Origin of the sequence: Clostridium sp. CX1 (genome assembly GCF_025398335.1) — a bacterium.
In the GTDB taxonomy this organism is placed as follows: Bacteria; Bacillota; Clostridia; order Clostridiales; family Clostridiaceae; genus Clostridium_AM; species Clostridium_AM tanneri.
Genome location: NZ_JAODOO010000001.1, coordinates 58,689 through 77,357, shown reverse-complemented (window position 1 = coordinate 77,357; position 18,669 = coordinate 58,689). Strand labels below are relative to the sequence as shown.

The following is an 18,669-nucleotide window of genomic DNA, read 5'->3' as shown; positions in this document are numbered from 1 at the left end:
GATTACAATGAGTATAAAAAGCAAAGAGTTTATAATCACATTAATCTTCTTTATTGGCTTATTGAGTTTCCAATATTCCTATGGTTATGTAAAATCACAACGATTATATTCAAAAAACTCTGCACATGCTGATAATAACCTAAATACTAGTAGTACAACAAATAAAGACACTGAAAAAAAATCTAACAGCTCAGTAAACAAAAATATTTCTGAAGAAAAACAAGTTAAAAATCATACTAAAGAAGATAGACAAGCAACCTTAAGTACATCACCAAACAATAAACAACCTTCTAGAGGAGGTAACATTAGTAACACTATTGATATTAATCTAACCTTCTATACTAGCTTACCAGAGGAAAATGGAGGCCATGAAGGTATAAACTGCAGCGGCAAAAAGCTTACACCAGGCACCGTTGCTAACAATGTACTTCCCCTAGGTACAAGAATCTACACCGAAGAATTTGGAACCTTAACTGTTGAAGATAGAGGCGGCGATAACTTTAATACTATACATAGACTAGATGTTTATGTGCCTCGGAAAGCTGGAGAAAGTATTGCTGATTATAAAACAAGGGTAATTAATATGGGAATAGTTAAGGTAAAAGGTTACATAGCTAACTAAAGCTAATGTAAGGGATTTCAATTAAATCCCTTACTGTTCTACTAATTCAGCTGTAATCTTCTGACTTTCAAACTTCATAAAAATTGCTGACCAACTGTCATCTTTAAAATGAATAAAGATTCCTCCATCTTGATATATTCCCTCATCTTTTTTCCACTTTTCTTCATCGCAATTTCCTTGGTTCATATGAATATCATGTATTCCCTTTGGCCCTTTTTCTCTTAATAGGTTAAACTTTTCTTCTAAGGTAAAATCTGTCCTACATTCCATTGGATAAAGATCTCCAAAGATATATAAATCAGCGTCCTCCTCCTTGGCATCCATAATGTATTTGTGCAGCTCCTCATTTAAATCAATAGTTGTAGGAACAGACTTAAATTCCCCTATGTTAAATAAATTACTTCTAATATAGTCTAATGCCATGCCTTCTTTCTTGTTTTCTTCTCCACAGTTTAATAACTTTATCCCATAGTCTAATTGCTCCAATTTCTTTAAAGAAAACTTTTCTTCATCCTTTATTTTAAGGTTATCTATGAATAGATATTCTAATTTAGGAGTTTTTCTTCCTTCATGGGATCTAACATTAATTTGTATTTCAACTTTTCTGTCTTTAAAATATAAGCTCTCTTCTCCCATATATAAATTCTCACCATCTATTTTAAAATGATAGTGAAATACTCCACCTATTTTTTCATATTGGCAATGAATGTTTCCTTCCAGTACTTGGTGTCCTTCTCTCTTTGGAATTTCACTTCCTATATCGCTAATTGAGCTTCCCTTTGCTTTGCAAAGAACATATATTGGAATAGCCATATTCAGCCCTCCTTCTCAATTTATATTACCTGTGTATCTAGCTTTCACATAAGATAAACTACCTAAACCTGTAATATTTTTGAAAAAATTAATATTAATATGGAAATGGTCAATGTAACATTTCAGCTTACTACACATACTATAAAGCAAACAAAGGACAAGCTTTTTGCAAAAAATTGATATTTACCTAGGATTAATAAAGTGGAGGGAGATTTATGAGTATATTAGTAATATTCCTCGCGGCACTTGGTCTATCTATTGATGCCTTTACAATTTCTTTTACTGGCGGTATTCTAACGAAAAAGCAAAAACTAAAAAGTGCTTTTGTTATAGGTTTGTATTTTGGAACTGTTCAAACAGCGGTAGCAGCCTTTGGATGGTTTTTAGGAGATAAATTTAAAGGTTATATAGCAGAATTTAGTGAAATGTTTGCCATTGGATTGTTGCTATTCATTGGATTAAGGATGATATTTCAGTATATTAAGGAAAGAAAAGAAGCTGACTATGAAGCCAAGGAGTTAAACAGTAAGTTTTTCCCTCTTCTTGCAGTACTAGTTAGTGTAGATGAGCTTGCTGCTGGAGTAAGCTTTAGTCTTTTCAATGCTAACATTGCTGAAGTTTTAATAATATTTGGAGCAACCTTCTTTATTACAGCCTTTGTTGGAATTCTCGTTGGTAGAAAGCTTGGACTTATACTAAAGAGGAAAGCAGACCTTATAGGAGGACTAATGTTCATGCTGCTTGCTTTGGTAAACATCCTCAAGGGTTAAATCTTAGCTATAAAAGAGGGAAGTAAACCACCCCTTGGTGCTTACTTCCCTCTACTTTTTCTATAACAACTCTAATACCTGTTTCTTTATAGCCACAAATTTTTCTGAGGTTATTAATTCCTTTGTTCTATTCTTCGGCAGATCCACTAATATTTCTCCTTTAATATAAGCGGGCTTATCTGACAGCACATATATTCTGTTGGAAAGATAAATAGCCTCTTCTATATCATGAGTAATAAATAATATAGTAGTGCTTAAATCCTTAATTACCTTTAGCAGCCAGTTTTGCATCTTACTTCTTGTAATGGCATCTAATGCTCCAAAGGGTTCATCCAAAAGCATAATATCACTGGAGGTCATATAGGTTCTTAAAAAGGCAGCTCTCTGTCTCATGCCTCCAGACAGCTGAAAAGGATATTTAAATTCATATCCTTTTAATCCGTAGGGTTCAAAATAATTTTTAACCTTATTCCTTCCCTCTGCCTTGCTCTTTCCTTTTATATATAAAGGTAAAGCCACATTATCTATTACCTTTTTCCAAGGAAGTAATAAATCCTTTTGATGCATATAGCTTATTTGTCCTAATACCTTTGCTTCTCCAGCGTCAGGCTCTAGTATTCCAGATATTATATTAAGTATAGTGCTTTTTCCGCTTCCACTTGGTCCTAAGAGAGTTACAAATTCTCCTTCTTCTACCTTAAGACTTATATCTTTAAGTATACTGTCCCCTTGAAAGGATTTGGAAATATTTTTAAGCACAAGTTTTTTCTTACCATTGTAATTATTCAATCCAGTCTACTCCTTTAGGATTATTTAGCTGGAAGGAATTCATTTGTAAATGCCTCTTCCGCCTTCATATCCTTGTTTATTAACTTATTATTAAGAAGAAACTTTGTATAGTTGTTCCAAACAGATGCCTTCATTTCTCCCCATCTTGAAGCATCTTCTTTATACTTATTCTTTAAGTATTTTTGACTTTCAACTACAAGAGCTTTATCTAATTCTGGTGCATTTTTAAGCAATACCTCTGCTGCTTCTTCTGGTTTTTCCATTGAGAATTCATATCCCTTTGAAGTAGCCTTCATAAACTTTTTAACTAAGTCTGATTTATTCTTTAAAGTATCTTCATTAGCTATTAAAATAGGAGTATAGTAGTCTAAATCAGAATTTAACTTTCTTAATTCTATGTAGTCGATAGGTATATTCTTTAATTTAGCATCTACTCCTGCCCAGCCTTCATATATCCATGCAAAATCTACATTACCTTTAGTAGCAGCAAAGAAATCCTGCTCACCCATGTTTACTATTTTAAGCTTACTAAAGTCAGCACCTTCCTTTTGCATAACTGCCTGAAGCACAGCATTTTCTGAAGGAGATCCCCAACCACCATAGGTTTTTCCTTCAAAGTCTTTTACAGTTTTTATATTTTTATCCTTTGGAGCTGCTAAACCTGAAGTATTGTGCTGAATAATAGCAGCTATAGCCTTTATAGGAAGTGGATTATCTGAAGTTCTAGCATAGGTTAAGTCTTCCTGATAAGAAACACCAAAGTCTCCCTTTCCTGCAGCTATTAGATTTCCTACTGTTCCCTCAGAAGGTTGAATTATTTCAACATCTAATCCTTCTTCTTTATAGTAACCTTTATCCTTTGCCACATATAAACCGGTATGATTTGTATTAGGTGTCCAGTCAAGTATTACCTTTACTTTAGTTAATTCCTTATTCTCACCAGTACTGCTCTGTGGTGTCTTATTGCCTTGAGCACAGCCTGCAAATATTGAGGCAGTTAAAAGAGTTGATGCTAAAAGTGCTAAAAACTTTTTTCTTTTCATATTAATATCCTCCATCTTTATTTATCTTTAATTTTTCTCTGCCATGGCATAAAAACATATTGAAGTATATACATAAACCCAAACAATGCCATACTTAATATTATTATTACAACTATAGCTGCAAATATTTTATCTAAAGCATAGGCATTCTTTGCTCTTACCATAAAAATTCCTAGACCTCTCTCCCCTCCAAGCCATTCACCAATTACCGCTCCCATTATGCTGTAGGTTGCAGCTATTCTAAGACCGGAGAAAAAAGCACCTAGGCTATTCGGAAACTTAACATAGATAAACTGCTGAAGCCTTGAAGCCCCCATTGTATTCATAAGGTTTAGCATATCTTTATCTGCAGCCTCCAGTCCGTCTACGAGGCTTATAACAATAGGAAAAAAGCATACCATTATAACTACAATAACCTTTGGAAGCATTCCAAAACCAAACCATATTATGAATATTGGTGCCAAGGCTATAGTTGGTATGGTTTGAGAAACTACCAATATAGGATAGATGCAACTTTTTATTACTTTTACGTTATCCATAAGCACAGAAAGTATTATTGCCAATATTACAGAGAGTAAAAAACCTAAAAGGGCCTCCTGTAATGTAGCATAAATATGAGGTTTTAAAGCCGGCAGTGTTTGAAATAGGGTATCTATAATATCCTTTGGAGAGGGAAGTATATATTTAGGAACTCCCCCCTTATCCACTACTAACTGCCATAATAATATTAAAAGCACCTGAAAAACAATGGAAATAGTTCTATTTACTGATTTGTCATATTTTTTCACTTAATGCACATCCTATAGTTAGTTTTTAATTAAACATTATTTCTATTAGTTTTATGTTTTTATAGCTTAAATATTAGGCTTGTTTAAAGCAAAAATATAAAGCCCTTTTCCTGAATTGGAAAAGGGCAATTTAACCAAAAATAAATTTCCACTATGTTCCCTCCGTTGGCATTACCCAATTCAGGTTATAAGGGTCGAAACTTTAAGTTTCCTCTCAGACAATGTTATTGCCTCCCCTATTTTATACTATTGTGAACCTTTACTGTTTTCAGTATATCATTTTGCAAATAAATATGTCAAATTTTTTATAGTTTTATGTTAGAATATAAGTTATGTATCAACCCTATATTTAATGGCAAGGTATTAGCCTTAAAGGAGATGTTTTAACTTGGAAAAACTTTATTATGAAAATCCTTATCAAAAGGACTTTACAGCAGAAATAGTTAATGTGATTGAAAAGGATAATAGTTATCATATAGAATTAGATAAAAGCTGCTTTTACCCAGATGGTGGAGAACAGCCCTATGATATAGGCTTTATAAATTCTTCACCCATAACCTATGTTTATGAGAAAGATGATAAAGTATATCACGTAACAAATATAAAACCTTTAAAAATTCACAGAGTGAAATGCAGCATAGACTGGAAGAGAAGATTTGATTATATGCAGCAGCACCTTGCGCAGCATATAATCTCTGCCTGCTTTTCTGAATTGCTTAACATAAACGTTACCTCTGTTAACCTTGGAGAAAGCAGTTCCTACATAGATATAGATAAATCTATAGAAGATGCCCAAATTAGAGATGTTGAAAAAAGAGCTAATGAGATAATTTTAAATAGCATCCCTGTAGAGACCCTGTATCCAACAAATGCTGAACTAAAAAAATTATTAGGCAAAAAATCCTCTATTAAATCAAATGAGAAAATCAGACTTATTAGAATTGAAGATGTCCTCATAACTCCCTGTTATGGAATTTATCCTAATTCTACAATAGAGCTTCAGGCTATCAAGATTATAAAGTGGACAAAAAAAGGAACTGGCACTAGAATTGAATTTATATCTGGTTCACGGACTATTTCAGACTATTTTATAAGATATGAATGGATAGAAAAGATGTCCAGCATTTTATCCTGCAATGAGGCTGCTCTTTTAAATGAGGTGAAAAACTTTAAGGAAAACCTAAATAAGGCTCTTTCCGAGAATGGCAAGCTGAAAGCCGAGATTGCTGAATATGAAGTACAAAATATACTGAACTCCTGTGAGAGCATAAATAATATAAGGATTGTAAAGTCTATATATGATAATATTGACCTAAAACACGCTACCTTATTGGCATCTAAGTTAACAGCTTTCCCTAATGTTGTAGTTTTATTTGCAGTAAAGTCAGGAGATAAATCTAACCTGCACTTTAGTTGTTCTAAGGATTTGAAGATTCTCAGCATGAACTCCCTGCTAAAGGATGCTATTACCTTAGTTGATGGAAAAGGTGGCGGAAATGATTTTTCTGCTCAAGGTGGCGGAAAGAATAATAATAACTTGGACTCTGCAATCCAATATGCTTACAATAAGGTTAAAGACTATGTAGTAGGTAATTCTAAAATTTAATAAAAATTTGTTATAAAAAACCAATTATTAACAAAAAGTTCTTAAAAATTAAATATTTACTACACAATTATCTTATATAATAATAACTGTCCTAAGTTATATAACTTAGAGGAAATAGGATACATTAAGTCCCCCTTATTGTATAAGCACCGGTAGAAATATCGGTGCTACTTTCATATGGTTTTATTTTCAACCTATCGCAAAAAACACCGCACATAATGCTTATTAATATGCAAATGCTATACTTGTACTTTCTTATAAATACAAAAGCTAGTTTTCCTTAAATACCGGATATGACTAAGAATTAAATATATTTTAAAAGTGGAAAGGAGATATCTAGATGAGAAAAAGAAAGTTAACTAAGAATTTAAAGATAAATGAACAAATGGACAATATGGGAGATAGCGGCACCTTTGCTGCCTTGGATGCTGCCAGCGGTAAAATGAATAAAGGTAGTAATAAGAGAAATAAGTTGCAATAATAGAAAGAGCCTCGGAGATTTATTATCTCTGAGGCGTATAAATCTTAAGGCTTTGCAAAGGGATATTTAAAGGCAGCCTTTAGTGCTGTCCAGAAATTTCTAAAGTTATAATTCTTTATACCACAGAGAATATAGTGCATAAATATTCCCTTCCGTCCCTTCATTTCCTTTCCAAATACCGCTCCTATACTGGAAATATAAATAGGTATTATCCAACCTAAATCTATAGGTTTAAAGCTCTTTCTCTCTTCCTTATTTATTACTGCAGCAATGTTTTTTCCTCCATGCTTTCCAGACATCTGCGCAAAGGTAACTGCCCTTCTAAGAAAATTATTATTTTTATCCTTCATTGCTGCTGCATCTCCTACAGCATAAACTTCTGGGTATTCTGGAATAGATAAAAATTCATCAACTATAATTCTTCCATCTGGAAGTGATAAATACTTTCCAACAGGTTTTACAGAAGACTTAACTCCACTGCACCAACAGAAAAAAGTATCTTTTATAATCTCATCGTTTTTTAAAGTTATATTATTTCCGTCAAAGATTGTAATTTGATTATCAGTGTATATCTTAAAATTTAAGCTATTTAATTTTTCTATCACATGTGCACATAGTTTTTCTGACAACATAGGCAAAATTCTGTTAGCTCTTTCCACAAAAATAACTTCTAAATTCTTATTTTTTCTTTTACTTAGGTCATAGAGATTGCAGGCAAGCTCCATTCCTGTAAATCCTGCACCAGATACTACTAAAGTGCCTTTATCTCTTTCCTCTAAATACTTAGAGAATTTAGCCTTAATATCCTCTGCAGCCTCTAAAGAATCTAATACATTTACTTTATCCAGATTCTGATCAAAACCAAACAGATTGGTTGTAGAGCCTGCTGCTAACAACATATGATCATAACTATACTCGTTAACTGTAGTCTTGATTATTTTTTTATCTAAATTTATTTCTAATATTTCTTCCTTTATAAACTTCACAGTAGATGGTATTAAATTACTTATTTTTTCTGTAACATCTCTACTTTCAAGTCTTCCACTTGCAACCTCTGGGAGGTTTGGGAGCATAGTAGTATAATCTTTCTTGTCTATCAAATATATTTCATGTTCATTGGAAAGCTTTTTTGAAAGAACTTTTGCAGCATTTATTCCTGCAAAGCCGCCTCCAACTATAAATATCTTCATACTAACCCCTCCTTATTTCCCATATTTAGATATATCCCAAGAAGTTCCTACCTTATGTCATATACGAGATAGATAAATTCAGTAATTAGGCTTCAGCCCTTTGTAAGCTCCACAACTTATAATACCTGCCTTTTAAGGCTAGCAGTTCCTTATGGGTACCTCTCTCTACCACTTCTCCTTGGTTAAGAACTAAAATTTCATCCATCCTATCCATACTTATAAGTCTATGGGTTACCCATATACAACTCTTATCTTTTATACTGCTATGAAGAAAATCCACAACCTTCTTTTCAAGTTTAGTATCTAAGCTTGCAGTAGGTTCATCTAATAGGACTATCTTGCTGTCCTTCAATAATGCCCTTCCAATTAAAAGCCTCTGTTTTTCTCCACCAGAAATTTTGAAACCATACTGACCTGTTATTGTATCTAGCTTATCTGGTAGTTCCTTAATTAAAGTATCTATTTGGCATTTTCTAAGTATCTCCATTATTTCTGCATCCTCTGCCTTATCCTTTGCTATAAGAAGATTTTCTCTAATTGTAGTGTTAAAAATATATGGATTTTGCTCTACATAAGTAAAAAGCTTTCTTATTTCTTCCTTATCTAATTGACTATAAGACCTACCTCCTATTTTTATATCTCCTCTATGAAAGTTAACAAAACCTAACAAAGCCCTTAGTACTGTACTTTTTCCTGAGCCACTGGTTCCAACTATTGCTATCTTTTTTCCATAGGGAAGATTAAAGGATAAATCTCTAATTAGAAACTTTTTAGAACTGTTATATATACTTAAGTTATTAACACTAAGATTACAATTGCTTATGATATTATTGCTGTAGTCTATGCTTAACGATGACTGTGATGTAAGTTTGCCTATTACATTGTTGCTGAAATTTAAATTTTCTCTATTATTGCCTCTTTTGTTCTCTATACCAATTATGGACAATATGTTTTTTCCAGAGTTATCTGCTTCTTTAAACTTATAAAGTACATTAGTCATGGGAATCAGTGCTTCAAAGGAAGCCATAATTGAAAGAGGAACCATTGCATAGTATATACCTTCTAGCCTTCCCTCTACTATTAAAGGTGCGGTTATAACTAAAGATAAAACCACTAGTAAGCTTAAAGCTAAAGAATAAAGGTTATCTCCTACTGCATTAATAAAATTCTTCTTTTTTTCTATTTCCGAAAGCTTATCCATAAGATAGTTTACTTTGTCATTAAATTCCTCTTTCAGAGAATAGATAGATGCCTCCACCACTCCCTTTAAAAAGTCTAGTAAAATTAAGTTTAGTTCTTCCTTCAATTGACTCTCCTTCTGTATTAATCTTCTGCTTAGAAAAAATAACGCTAAGGGAAGTATAAAACCGCAGCCTATATAAAATAAGATATAGTATATAGAAAGAGGTATGCTAAAATAAGAAAGAACTACTACTGTCACTAGGCCTGTTAAAATAGCTATAAATAATGGATATATACCCCTTAAGTAAAACTCCTTCAACACATCTACGTCCTTTACAATTTTTGTATATATGTCTCCAGTCTTATATCCTTCATGACTTTCTGAATAATTATCATTAAAGTTTTTATAAACCCATCTTCTTGTAGAACTTAGCACTCTAAAGGTAGTATCATGGGAAAAAAATCTTTCTAAATATCTAAAAACACCTCTTGATATTCCAAAAAACCTTACTGCTACTATAAGAACCATTAGATCCAATACCTCAGGATGAAGGGCAGCCCTTGAGATTAGTATGGAGGAAGTCGAAAGCATGCCTACATTGCTTATAATAGTTAGAACTCCCATAAATATTGAAAAAATAACAAAGAAAATATGCTTCTTCATAAGGTAGTTTATTAAGTTAAAAATCCTCATAGCTCTTCCTCCAAAATTCAAAGTACCTTCCCCTCTTTGCCATCAGTTCCTCATGACTGCCTGATTCCACCAAATACCCCTCTTGAAGAACTAAAATTTTATCTGCTGCTTTTATTGTATTTAGCCTATGAGCTGCAATTAACAGGGTTTTATCCTTTAAATACCCCTTTAAAAGTTCTGGAATAATCTCTTCTGTTTCTGGGTCCAAGGCAGAGGTAGGTTCATCTAGTATGATAAAGGGAGTGTTCTTAAGTACTGCCCTGGCTGCTGCAATCCTCTGTCTTTCACCGCCGCTAATGATTACTCTTTCTCCTTCCCCAACTGCTGTATCATATCTATCCTTATACTTTACTGCAAATTCTTCTACCTTCGTAGTTCTACATATGTTATAAAATTCTTTAAGATCAGTCTCCCTATTTGATAAAAGAATATTATCTTTAATACTCTTATCAAAAATATGAGGAAATTGAGGTACCAATGCAATGTTTCTTAAGTAACTCTCTCTGTTTATTAAGTTAATATCTATGCCATTTATAAAAACAGTTCCATCATTAACCTTTAAAAAACCACTTAAAATATTAATCAAAGTACTTTTCCCACTGCCGCTTTCGCCAACAATAGCTACTTTTTCCTTTGAATTAATTTTAAAGCTTATGTTATTTAAAGCTTCTCTATTTCGGTGGGTAAAGCTTAGATTTTTGACTTCCACAGTAAATTTATCTTTTTCTAGTTCTACTTTCCTACATTTATCCTCTCTTTCCTCCAGTTCTTTTTCCAGCCCCTCTAATTTTTCTACAGCTATCTTACCATTTAAGGAGGAATGAAATTTTAGACCTAACTGTCGAAGAGGAAGATAAAAATCCGGAGCTATTATAAGTATAAAAAAGGCCTGTAGAAAATCTATTTTGCTGTATACAAGTCTTAAGCCAAGATTAACTGCTAAAACTGCAATACTTATAGTAGAGGTGAGTTCTAAAACTAAAGATGAAAGAAAGGTTACCTTTAAAACCTCCATTGTACCTTTTCTATAGTCCTCACTTATTTCATATACCTTTTCTTCCTGAATCTTACTCCTTCCAAAAAGCTTTAAGGTACTTAAACCTTGAAGTACATCTAAAAAATGTGAACTTAATGTATTCAACTTATTCCATTGATTATTGTTTAATTCCTCTGTTTTATACCCTATAAGCACCATAAACAAAGGTATAATAGGATAGGTTATAATCATTATTAAAGCAGACAACTTATCTGCCACTGCTGTAAAGATACAAATTAGTGCTGGAATTAGAAAGGCTGAAAAAATTTGAGGTATATACTGAGAGTAATAGGAAGTAATACTTTGAAAGCCCTCTGTAAGCAAGTTAATGATTCTTCCTGTATCTATATTTTTAATCCTATAGGGGTTAGAAGAAAGGATTAAATTAAAAGCCTTTCTTCTAAGCTGTTCTTTTATATCCTCAGCACAGTTCTTTATATGCTTTTCTATAAAAAGATTGAAAAAAAATTTTACTACAGCATTTATTAAGAATAGCAGTATATATATTTTCATATCCTTTAAATTGCTTTTTTTTATAAATATTCCGTCTACCAGCAGTGCCATAAATAAAGCGGTAAGTATAATAAATAAGGAATTAAGTACTCCATAAACTACAGCAGTTGGAATATATGATCTCTTGCTTAGAGCTTCCTTTAGTAATCTCTTGTTTATCATAAAAACCTGCTCCTCTATATTGTTTTTATCTAGTACTCTAAATCCTCATCACTAACTCTTTTTCTAAATATCCAGTAGGTCCAGATTTGATAGGCCAGTATAAAAGGAATAAAAATCAATGCAACCTTTGTCATAAGAGAAAGAGTATTTGCACTTGAAGCTGCATTAAATATAGTTAAGCTGTATTCTGGCTTTATGCTAGAAACCATAACTCTTGGGAATAATCCTAGGAACAGTGATCCTATCCCCAGTGCAATGGAAAGTCCATTACTTATCATCGCAATCCCCGACTTCCCTCTTTTGATAAAAAAATAGGATAACAGCAGAAGAAGAAAGGCAGCTATAGCAGCAGCTAATGCAGAACTGCTTTTAAAAATATCTGTTTCTAGGAAACTTTCCAGTATCAGTAATAAACCTGCAACTGCTCCACCTATTCCAAAGGTACTAGCAGTTTTTAAGGCTCTTTTTTCTATATCTCCTGTAGTTTTTAAAGATAGAAAGACTGCGCCATGAAAGATAAATACTAAAAGTGTTGTCACACCTGCCGTCAAAGTATAAAGGGATATTAAATCAAAAAAACCTCCTACATAATTCATACTTTTATCTATAGGAACACCTTTAATAAGGTTTGCTAATGCTACTCCCCAAAGTGTAGCTAAAAGAAAGCTGCTTCCACATATTATTTTATCCCAGGTGCCTCTCCACATTTTGTTTTCATGCTTCCCTCTAAACTCAAAGGCAACTCCCCTAAGTATAAGAGCCAAAAGAACTAGTAAAAGTGCAAGATAGAAACCGCTGAACATGGTGGAATACCAGATTGGAAAAGCTGCGAAAATTGCTCCTCCAGCAGTTATGAGCCAAACTTCATTACCATCCCAAAAAGGCCCTATGCTGTTAATAATAATTCTTCTTTCTCTGTCGCCTTTACCAAGGAATGGTAACAGTATTCCTACACCAAAGTCAAAGCCTTCTAGAAAGAAAAAGCCTATAAAGAGAATGGAAACTAGTAAAAACCATACTACTGCTAAATCCATAATGAGCCCCCCTTATTTCCTTTTATCTCGTAATTTACAGGTCCCTTTTTCACAGGGGATTTCTTTGCAAACTTCACCATTAGGAATATATCTACAAGTATTAAAACCGAATATACCACGGCAAAGGATATTAAGGAGGTTAAAACATAGGATGCAGATACTGTAGGTGACACTGCCTCCTCTAGCTTTAATAATCCAAAGACAATCCAAGGAGTACGACTAATCTCTGTTAAAATCCAGCCAGTGGTATTGGCGATATAAGGCAGAGCAATTGCAAACATTAACAGCTTAAGTAATTTAGTACTTTCAAATATTTTCTTTTTAAAATAGCAGTACAAGGCTGCCACTGAAAGTATAAGCATAACCATACCAGCACCTACCATTAGCCTAAAGCTGTAAAAGGATATAGTCACTGGTGGAATATAGTTCCCTGGTCCGTATTCTTTTTCATATCTTGTCTGTATGTCATTTATTCCTTCTACCTTTCCTGAAAAACTGTTATAGCTCATAAAACTCAATAACTTAGGCACAGCTATTTCAAAGGAATTCTTCTTATTTTTTTCATCAATTACCGCCACTACTGCTAGCGGTGCAGGATCCTTAGATTCCCATAACGCTTCTGCTGCTGCCATTTTCATTGGCAGATGCTTAACTAAGTATTTTCCCTGAATGTCCCCCATACCAGCTACAAAAATTGTTGAAATCAAGGAAGCTATAATTCCTATCTTCAGCGAAGATTTAACCCAGGCATTGTTATTTTTCTTTAATACATGATAAGCACTAATACCTAGTATAAAAAAGGATGCTGTAGCTAAAGAAGCAAAGATTGTGTGAGGAAACTGGACCCAAAGATGAGGGTTTTGTATAATTTCCATAAAACTAGTCATTTCTGCTCTTCCATTTTTAACTACATAGCCAACAGGTTCATGCATAAAGGAGTTAGCGGTTAAAATCCAAAAGGCAGAAAGAGCAGTGGCAAAAGAAACAATCCAAATAGAAAGAAGGTGTATCCTTTTAGAAACCTTTTCCCATCCAAAAATCCATATTCCCAGAAAAGTTGATTCTAAAAAGAATGCCAGTAATGCTTCTATTGCCAAAGGTACTCCGAAAATATCTCCTACATATCTGGAGTAATTAGACCAGTTCATTCCAAATTGAAATTCTTGAACCAATCCTGTGACAACTCCCATAGCAAAATTTATAAGAAACAACTTACCCCAAAACTTAACCATGTGCTTGTATTTTTCATCGCCTGTTTTTACATATAGTGATTCCATTACTGCAATTAAAAAGGATAAACCTATTGTTAAAGGTACAAAAAAGAAGTGATAAATAGTTGTTATAGCAAACTGCCATCTTGCTAAGGTCAAAACCTCTCCCATGAAATATCCTCCTAAATAATTATTAAATAACAATTCCTATTAATTATTCTATGCAGTATCGTTAAATAATTGACTACTTTTTGCTAAAAGAATTTTTAAATTCCCTTTAGTATTCTATGGCTGTATAAAATCTGCTTTTATATAACTAAGCTAATTAAAAATTGTAATCCAAATATAAGATATAGCTTTGCAGTTGTAGGTATAAGAAGCCTTCTATTACTATACATATGCTTTCTTATTTCTTTTAATAAAGGTATCGTTGATAAAATCACCACCGAATACCAAGGCAAAATCTTAACAATAGTTAACAAGAATGTGTTTATATAAGCAAAACATATTAAAGAAAGGTACAGTATTTTTCCCCTTTTAAAGCCTATACGAACAGTAAGAGTACCTACTCCCCTACTTTTATCCTCTTCGTAATCTCTAAGTTCATTTGCTAGCAAAATCGCTGGTATAAATAATCCTAAGGCACAGGAATACAGTATAGGTGTAATTGAAAATTCTGATGTAAAAATAAAATAGCTGGCATATACCATAAGAGGTCCCATCATTAAAAAGGACATCACTGCTCCTAAACCTAGCTTCTTATAACTAAAGGGTTCCCCTGCATAGGCATAGGCTGAAAAAATTCCTATGATTTCAATAACGAGAAGCTGCCAACCAGAGTAATAGCTTAGATATAGTCCAATGACAGCAGTAATTATAAAAAATACTATACCAACTTTAAAGGCTGCAACCTTCTCCTCTTTTTTGGTATAGGATAGAAAATTATCTCCTGTTTTTTCTATGTTCCCATCTTTTTCTTCCTCAAAAAAGTTATTTATTAAATTAGTTCCGCCTTGAAGCAAAAACCCAGCTATAATTACTAAAAATATTCTCCAACTATCCCATAAAATGCTGCTGCCAATATAACCTTCTCTATATGCTGCTGCTATTCCCAAGGTAGTTGATAACAGCGTTACAACTAGTGTGGCAGGTCTCGCTTCTTTTAGAATCTGTCTAACCATTCTAATCCCTCCATAAAATTATGGTCTATGTCTATAAAAAAGAAAATAAACTAGTTACAGGTAAATGTATATTAAAGTTAACTGCATATAAGTATGAACATTCTTTTAATTATTACATTTGTAAAATTCAACATGGAAAAGAGGACGAGTATGTTAAAGGAAAAAGATTCTATTAGTAGTATTAATGAAAATTCATTAGAACTTAAAGAAATCCTAAGAAATAGTATAAAGGATATAAAGTTAAATCCCCTTATAAATGATCTAGCTCCAGGGGAAGGTAAGCTAGTCAGAGGGCTATTCACCTTAATAGGAGGAAGCTTTGGAAGAATTGACAGAAAGCGGATTCTTGAAATATCTGCTGCTGTAGAACTGCTACACCTAGCTACCTTAGTTCACGATGACATAGTAGATGAATCCAAACTTAGGCGTGGGAGAAGAACTATACATAGTAAATATGGTGTGAAGGCAGGGCTATTTTTAGGAGATTATTTATTTTCTCAAGCTTATATCTTATTCTCAAAAAATTGTTCTTCTGAGAGCATAATAAAAGTATCTGAAACTATCAAGTTTATTTGCACAGGAGAAATAGACCAATTTTTTTCCACCTATTCCTTTAACTCCTCTATAAAGGATTATTTAAAAAGAGTTAATGGAAAATGTGCTTCTCTTTTTTCTCTTAGTCTATGGATTGGAGCTTACGAAGGGAAAGTGAGTATGAATATAGTAAAAAGATTAAAAAAGATAGGCTACCTTACTGGAATGGCCTTTCAATTAATAGATGATATACTTGATATAACCTCTTCTGAAGAAATTTTGGGAAAACCCTGTGGAAATGACATAAGGGAAGGAATATATACTCTACCAGTTTTGTATGAGCTAAATAAGGGAAATGATTTACTGAAGAAATATCTTGAAGAAGGTGAATATTCTCAGGCTGTAGATCTTCTAAGAAGCTCTAAGGGTCTAGATAAAACCAGAGAACTTGCTGAAAAATATACTGTTAGATCGTTAAACTTAATTAAACAGCTTCCTGAGACTGAAGGTAGAGAAAATTTAAAGAAGATAGTAGAAAAAATGCTTTTTAGGGTGTATTAACATCAATTTCACATTTATATGAAGGGAGAATAAAATGTCTGCTTAAGAAAAGCTCTCAGGGGAGATTGAATAAATAGCTATATGCAAAGTCAGCTGCTTTTATCAATATATAAACTTAAGCAGTATTTTAAACAATCTCCCTAAGGATTATAAATCTATTTGTCTTAGTTTGCTCTTCAACATTCTAAGTTTTTCCATTACTACTTCACTTTCCCCTTCCGTTAACCTATCCACATAGATTATACAGCGAAAGGCTTTTCTCTTATTTTTTTTAATATACTTTTTTTCTAATATAAAATTTACAACTCTTTGTATTATGCTAGGCTTATACAACTTAGCAGCATCACCAAATATTTCTTTAATATGCCCTTCTCTGATCAGCCATGTGTCTAGCATTATATTTTTTCTGTATATCATAGCGTACAGTAAAACATCTAGACAGATTTCCATAAACTTTTTTCTGCTGCCCTCACAAATATTTTCTACATGAACTTCAATAAATCCAGTAGGATTATACATACTACCTATTGGCATCTCTCTCCAGCTAAAAACCGTAACATAAGTAAATATTGTTTCTGCAGCAATTCCTACGATAATCAAACATATGGTAAATGCTCTAGTGCCTAGAAAGTTAAGAGCAAAAAAAGATATTATAACCCCATAACAAAGTAAACAAAAAATCCATTCAAATAAAGATACTCCTCTTTTCATAGAGACTACCTCCTATCTAAATAAACAAATTGTTCTAGATTAAATTATATAAACTAATAAATAGCTTAATGTGAGCCTTACCTTTTGGCAGGTGAAATCTTAAAATCCTCTTTCTATAACCTTTATAATATTATACATAACTTGGTTAACAGGGGTGTCTATTTTATACTCTCTTCCTAACCTACATACCTCTCCCCCAAAGGTCTCCACTTCTGTTTTTCTGCCGCACTCAATATCTTCGAGCATAGATGTTCTGCTGCTAGGATCTAAGGAGTATAGGACCTCGTACCACTTTAAAATATCCTTCTCATTTAAATTGACACCAACTTTTTCCGATAACTTAATTACCTCCCACATTGCAGACTCCATAAGCTCTTTTGCTTCAGCAGTACTTTGAAAAACATTATAATGGGCTCTTAGTATTGCAGAAGTCTGATTTATTCCAACATTAACCATAAACTTCCACCAGAGTTCACGGAACATATTCTCTGGTATGTCGTAAGGAATATTAGCTTTTTCAAAAAGTTCCTTTACTGCTATAACTTTTGATGAGTAAACTGTGTTTTTCTTCTCCCCGAATTTTACCTTACCAGTACTGGAGAAGTAACTCTTATTCCCTTCCCGTACCGCATCAATCCCAATACACAACCCATATAAAATCTTGTCCATTCCGAACTCATTACCTAAAATTTCCTCACTAGAAATGCCATTTAAAAGAGAAAGAATAATAGTATCCCTTCCTACATATCTTTTCATATCTTTTATTGCATTACTCAACTGATGAGTCTTTACAGACACAATAATTAAGTCTGCAGCATTAGACTGATCTTTAGGAGTCAGATAGTTGAATTCATATTCTTTTCCGTTAATTATAAACCCCTGTTCTCTATATCTTTTAGCTCTTTCTTCACTAGCTATTACCTTTAAACATTTAGCATTCATATCATGCAGTCTACTTGCATAAGCAGTTCCTACTGCTCCTAGCCCTATAACTAATATGTTTTTCATAATATCACCTGATTTCCAAGAGAATATTTATACTATTATTATACAACTTATAGAATTGCAATCCTACCCAATAATTACAAATAGTGCACTTTAAACTGAATTTTATAAATAATTATTTTGCATAGAGATAGCTAAAATGGGAAGGTTATAAAAAACCACCTTTCTTTTGTGAAAGGTGGTTATCAATACTTATTAAAATATCTTTGCATAACTATTATAGTAGTAATATATATTTATTGCTCCCATTTTATTTCCGCCAAAAAAGTAATTACATCCTAGTTTATACCTCTTAATATACTTATTACATTTTCCATTGAATCTGCTACACTTTTTAAATTCTCTTCAGACAAAGCAGATAACCTTTTTCTCATTTCTTCTCTTAACAACTTTAAAATATCATTTGCATAGTTTTTCCCTTTTTCAGTAATGTTAATGTTTATTACTCTTCTATCCTCTTTGTCATGTATTCTCTCTACAAGATCTTCTTTTATAAGTTTATCTATTATACTGGTCATCTGTGGTTTTGATATGTATAATTTCTTACCTATTTCTGAAATAGGTAAACTCCCCTCATCATAAAGTGTTGATAAAACCATCATTTGATTTACTGGAAGCATCATATCATTAGAGCATTTATTAGGCTTCAATAACTTTTTATGTAATATAGGACCAAGTTCAAATAAATTTTCTACTAATGTGTCTAAAGTATCTTTAGCCACTACCAATCTCCCCCCTTATAC

The 18,669-nt window shown here is 32.8% G+C and carries 18 protein-coding genes and 1 riboswitch; of the genes, 5 read left to right on the top strand and 13 right to left on the bottom strand.

Annotation, left to right across the window (positions count from 1 at the left end):
• Positions 1 to 7 precede the first annotated feature (7 nt).
• Complete coding sequence (locus tag N4T77_RS00355; RefSeq protein ID WP_261669719.1) at positions 8 to 622, top strand: 3D domain-containing protein; 615 nt, start codon at positions 8 to 10, stop codon at positions 620 to 622.
• A gap of 30 nt (positions 623 to 652) precedes the next feature.
• Here the strand turns inward: N4T77_RS00355 and N4T77_RS00350 are convergent, their stop codons facing one another.
• Entirely contained in the window at positions 653 to 1,435 is a 783-nt protein-coding gene (locus N4T77_RS00350) for a YukJ family protein (RefSeq protein ID WP_261669718.1), read from the bottom strand.
• Positions 1,436 to 1,650: 215 nt separating this feature from the next.
• Between N4T77_RS00350 and N4T77_RS00345 the strand changes: the two genes are divergently transcribed.
• Positions 1,651 to 2,205 carry a manganese efflux pump gene (locus tag N4T77_RS00345; RefSeq protein ID WP_261669717.1) on the top strand — a complete coding sequence of 185 codons (555 nt, stop codon included), beginning with the start codon at positions 1,651 to 1,653 and terminating at the stop codon, positions 2,203 to 2,205.
• A 60-nt stretch (positions 2,206 to 2,265) separates the two neighbouring features.
• Here the strand turns inward: N4T77_RS00345 and N4T77_RS00340 are convergent, their stop codons facing one another.
• The 3 genes from N4T77_RS00340 to N4T77_RS00330 are packed head-to-tail and all read right to left on the bottom strand — an operon-like array spanning position 2,266 to position 4,825.
• Positions 2,266 to 2,994 (bottom strand): ABC transporter ATP-binding protein, encoded by a 729-nt coding sequence (locus tag N4T77_RS00340; protein WP_261669716.1) that lies wholly within the window; start codon positions 2,992 to 2,994, stop codon positions 2,266 to 2,268.
• A gap of 20 nt (positions 2,995 to 3,014) precedes the next feature.
• Positions 3,015 to 4,037 carry an ABC transporter substrate-binding protein gene (locus N4T77_RS00335; RefSeq protein WP_261669715.1) on the bottom strand — a complete coding sequence of 341 codons (1,023 nt, stop codon included), beginning with the start codon at positions 4,035 to 4,037 and terminating at the stop codon, positions 3,015 to 3,017.
• Between the two features lie 17 nt (positions 4,038 to 4,054).
• Positions 4,055 to 4,825, bottom strand: a complete 771-nt coding sequence (locus N4T77_RS00330; protein WP_261669714.1) for an ABC transporter permease — start codon at positions 4,823 to 4,825, stop codon at positions 4,055 to 4,057.
• A gap of 138 nt (positions 4,826 to 4,963) precedes the next feature.
• Positions 4,964 to 5,073: riboswitch (TPP riboswitch) on the bottom strand.
• 140 nt (positions 5,074 to 5,213) lie between these two features.
• Here N4T77_RS00330 and N4T77_RS00325 point away from each other — a divergent pair.
• Together N4T77_RS00325 and N4T77_RS00320 are read left to right on the top strand one after the other, a co-directional pair.
• The gene (locus tag N4T77_RS00325) at positions 5,214 to 6,431 is read left to right on the top strand and encodes a DHHA1 domain-containing protein (RefSeq protein ID WP_261669713.1); all 1,218 of its coding nucleotides are present in this window, start codon (positions 5,214 to 5,216) and stop codon (positions 6,429 to 6,431) included.
• Between the two features lie 340 nt (positions 6,432 to 6,771).
• A complete protein-coding gene (locus N4T77_RS00320; protein ID WP_261669712.1) occupies positions 6,772 to 6,912 on the top strand; it encodes a hypothetical protein in 141 nt (46 codons plus the stop codon).
• Positions 6,913 to 6,956: 44 nt separating this feature from the next.
• On the opposite strand, the gene N4T77_RS00315 is transcribed toward N4T77_RS00320, so the two are convergent.
• The 6 genes from N4T77_RS00315 to N4T77_RS00290 all read right to left on the bottom strand — a co-directional run bounded on the left by N4T77_RS00315 (position 6,957) and on the right by N4T77_RS00290 (position 15,115).
• Positions 6,957 to 8,102 carry an NAD(P)/FAD-dependent oxidoreductase gene (locus N4T77_RS00315; protein WP_261669711.1) on the bottom strand — a complete coding sequence of 382 codons (1,146 nt, stop codon included), beginning with the start codon at positions 8,100 to 8,102 and terminating at the stop codon, positions 6,957 to 6,959.
• An 85-nt stretch (positions 8,103 to 8,187) separates the two neighbouring features.
• Positions 8,188 to 9,978 carry a thiol reductant ABC exporter subunit CydC gene (gene cydC, locus N4T77_RS00310; RefSeq protein ID WP_261669709.1) on the bottom strand — a complete coding sequence of 597 codons (1,791 nt, stop codon included), beginning with the start codon at positions 9,976 to 9,978 and terminating at the stop codon, positions 8,188 to 8,190.
• The gene (cydD, locus tag N4T77_RS00305) at positions 9,965 to 11,689 is read right to left on the bottom strand and encodes a thiol reductant ABC exporter subunit CydD (protein ID WP_261669708.1); all 1,725 of its coding nucleotides are present in this window, start codon (positions 11,687 to 11,689) and stop codon (positions 9,965 to 9,967) included. The genes cydC and cydD overlap by 14 nt, the downstream gene beginning before the upstream one ends.
• A gap of 29 nt (positions 11,690 to 11,718) precedes the next feature.
• Complete coding sequence (gene cydB / locus N4T77_RS00300) at positions 11,719 to 12,723, bottom strand: cytochrome d ubiquinol oxidase subunit II (protein WP_261669707.1); 1,005 nt, start codon at positions 12,721 to 12,723, stop codon at positions 11,719 to 11,721.
• Positions 12,714 to 14,105, bottom strand: coding sequence for a cytochrome ubiquinol oxidase subunit I (locus N4T77_RS00295; RefSeq protein ID WP_261669706.1), 1,392 nt, complete (start codon positions 14,103 to 14,105; stop codon positions 12,714 to 12,716). Before N4T77_RS00295 ends, cydB begins: the two co-directional genes overlap by 10 nt.
• A 137-nt stretch (positions 14,106 to 14,242) precedes the next feature.
• Positions 14,243 to 15,115 carry a prenyltransferase gene (locus N4T77_RS00290; protein WP_261669705.1) on the bottom strand — a complete coding sequence of 291 codons (873 nt, stop codon included), beginning with the start codon at positions 15,113 to 15,115 and terminating at the stop codon, positions 14,243 to 14,245.
• Between the two features lie 150 nt (positions 15,116 to 15,265).
• Here N4T77_RS00290 and N4T77_RS00285 point away from each other — a divergent pair, with 150 nt between their 5' ends.
• Entirely contained in the window at positions 15,266 to 16,210 is a 945-nt protein-coding gene (locus tag N4T77_RS00285) for a polyprenyl synthetase family protein (RefSeq protein WP_261669703.1), read from the top strand.
• A 147-nt stretch (positions 16,211 to 16,357) separates the two neighbouring features.
• Here the strand turns inward: N4T77_RS00285 and N4T77_RS00280 are convergent, their stop codons facing one another.
• The 3 genes from N4T77_RS00280 to N4T77_RS00270 form a co-directional block, all read right to left on the bottom strand.
• Positions 16,358 to 16,921, bottom strand: coding sequence for a hypothetical protein (locus N4T77_RS00280; protein ID WP_261669702.1), 564 nt, complete (start codon positions 16,919 to 16,921; stop codon positions 16,358 to 16,360).
• A gap of 99 nt (positions 16,922 to 17,020) precedes the next feature.
• Positions 17,021 to 17,929, bottom strand: coding sequence for a ketopantoate reductase family protein (locus N4T77_RS00275; RefSeq protein ID WP_261669701.1), 909 nt, complete (start codon positions 17,927 to 17,929; stop codon positions 17,021 to 17,023).
• 275 nt (positions 17,930 to 18,204) lie between these two features.
• Complete coding sequence (locus N4T77_RS00270; RefSeq protein ID WP_261669700.1) at positions 18,205 to 18,648, bottom strand: MarR family winged helix-turn-helix transcriptional regulator; 444 nt, start codon at positions 18,646 to 18,648, stop codon at positions 18,205 to 18,207.
• Positions 18,649 to 18,669 lie beyond the last annotated feature (21 nt).

Coding starts and splice junctions, on each gene's coding strand:
- N4T77_RS00335 (WP_261669715.1), bottom strand. CDS start 4,037: ATGAAAAGAAAAAAGTTTTTAGCACTTTTAGCATCAACTCTTTTAACT.
- N4T77_RS00285 (WP_261669703.1), top strand. CDS start 15,266: ATGTTAAAGGAAAAAGATTCTATTAGTAGTATTAATGAAAATTCATTA.
- N4T77_RS00345 (WP_261669717.1), top strand. CDS start 1,651: ATGAGTATATTAGTAATATTCCTCGCGGCACTTGGTCTATCTATTGAT.
- cydC (WP_261669709.1), bottom strand. CDS start 9,978: ATGAGGATTTTTAACTTAATAAACTACCTTATGAAGAAGCATATTTTC.
- N4T77_RS00295 (WP_261669706.1), bottom strand. CDS start 14,105: ATGGGAGAGGTTTTGACCTTAGCAAGATGGCAGTTTGCTATAACAACT.
- cydD (WP_261669708.1), bottom strand. CDS start 11,689: ATGATAAACAAGAGATTACTAAAGGAAGCTCTAAGCAAGAGATCATAT.
- N4T77_RS00280 (WP_261669702.1), bottom strand. CDS start 16,921: ATGAAAAGAGGAGTATCTTTATTTGAATGGATTTTTTGTTTACTTTGT.
- N4T77_RS00320 (WP_261669712.1), top strand. CDS start 6,772: ATGAGAAAAAGAAAGTTAACTAAGAATTTAAAGATAAATGAACAAATG.
- N4T77_RS00290 (WP_261669705.1), bottom strand. CDS start 15,115: ATGGTTAGACAGATTCTAAAAGAAGCGAGACCTGCCACACTAGTTGTA.
- N4T77_RS00315 (WP_261669711.1), bottom strand. CDS start 8,102: ATGAAGATATTTATAGTTGGAGGCGGCTTTGCAGGAATAAATGCTGCA.
- cydB (WP_261669707.1), bottom strand. CDS start 12,723: ATGGATTTAGCAGTAGTATGGTTTTTACTAGTTTCCATTCTCTTTATA.
- N4T77_RS00355 (WP_261669719.1), top strand. CDS start 8: ATGAGTATAAAAAGCAAAGAGTTTATAATCACATTAATCTTCTTTATT.
- N4T77_RS00350 (WP_261669718.1), bottom strand. CDS start 1,435: ATGGCTATTCCAATATATGTTCTTTGCAAAGCAAAGGGAAGCTCAATT.
- N4T77_RS00275 (WP_261669701.1), bottom strand. CDS start 17,929: ATGAAAAACATATTAGTTATAGGGCTAGGAGCAGTAGGAACTGCTTAT.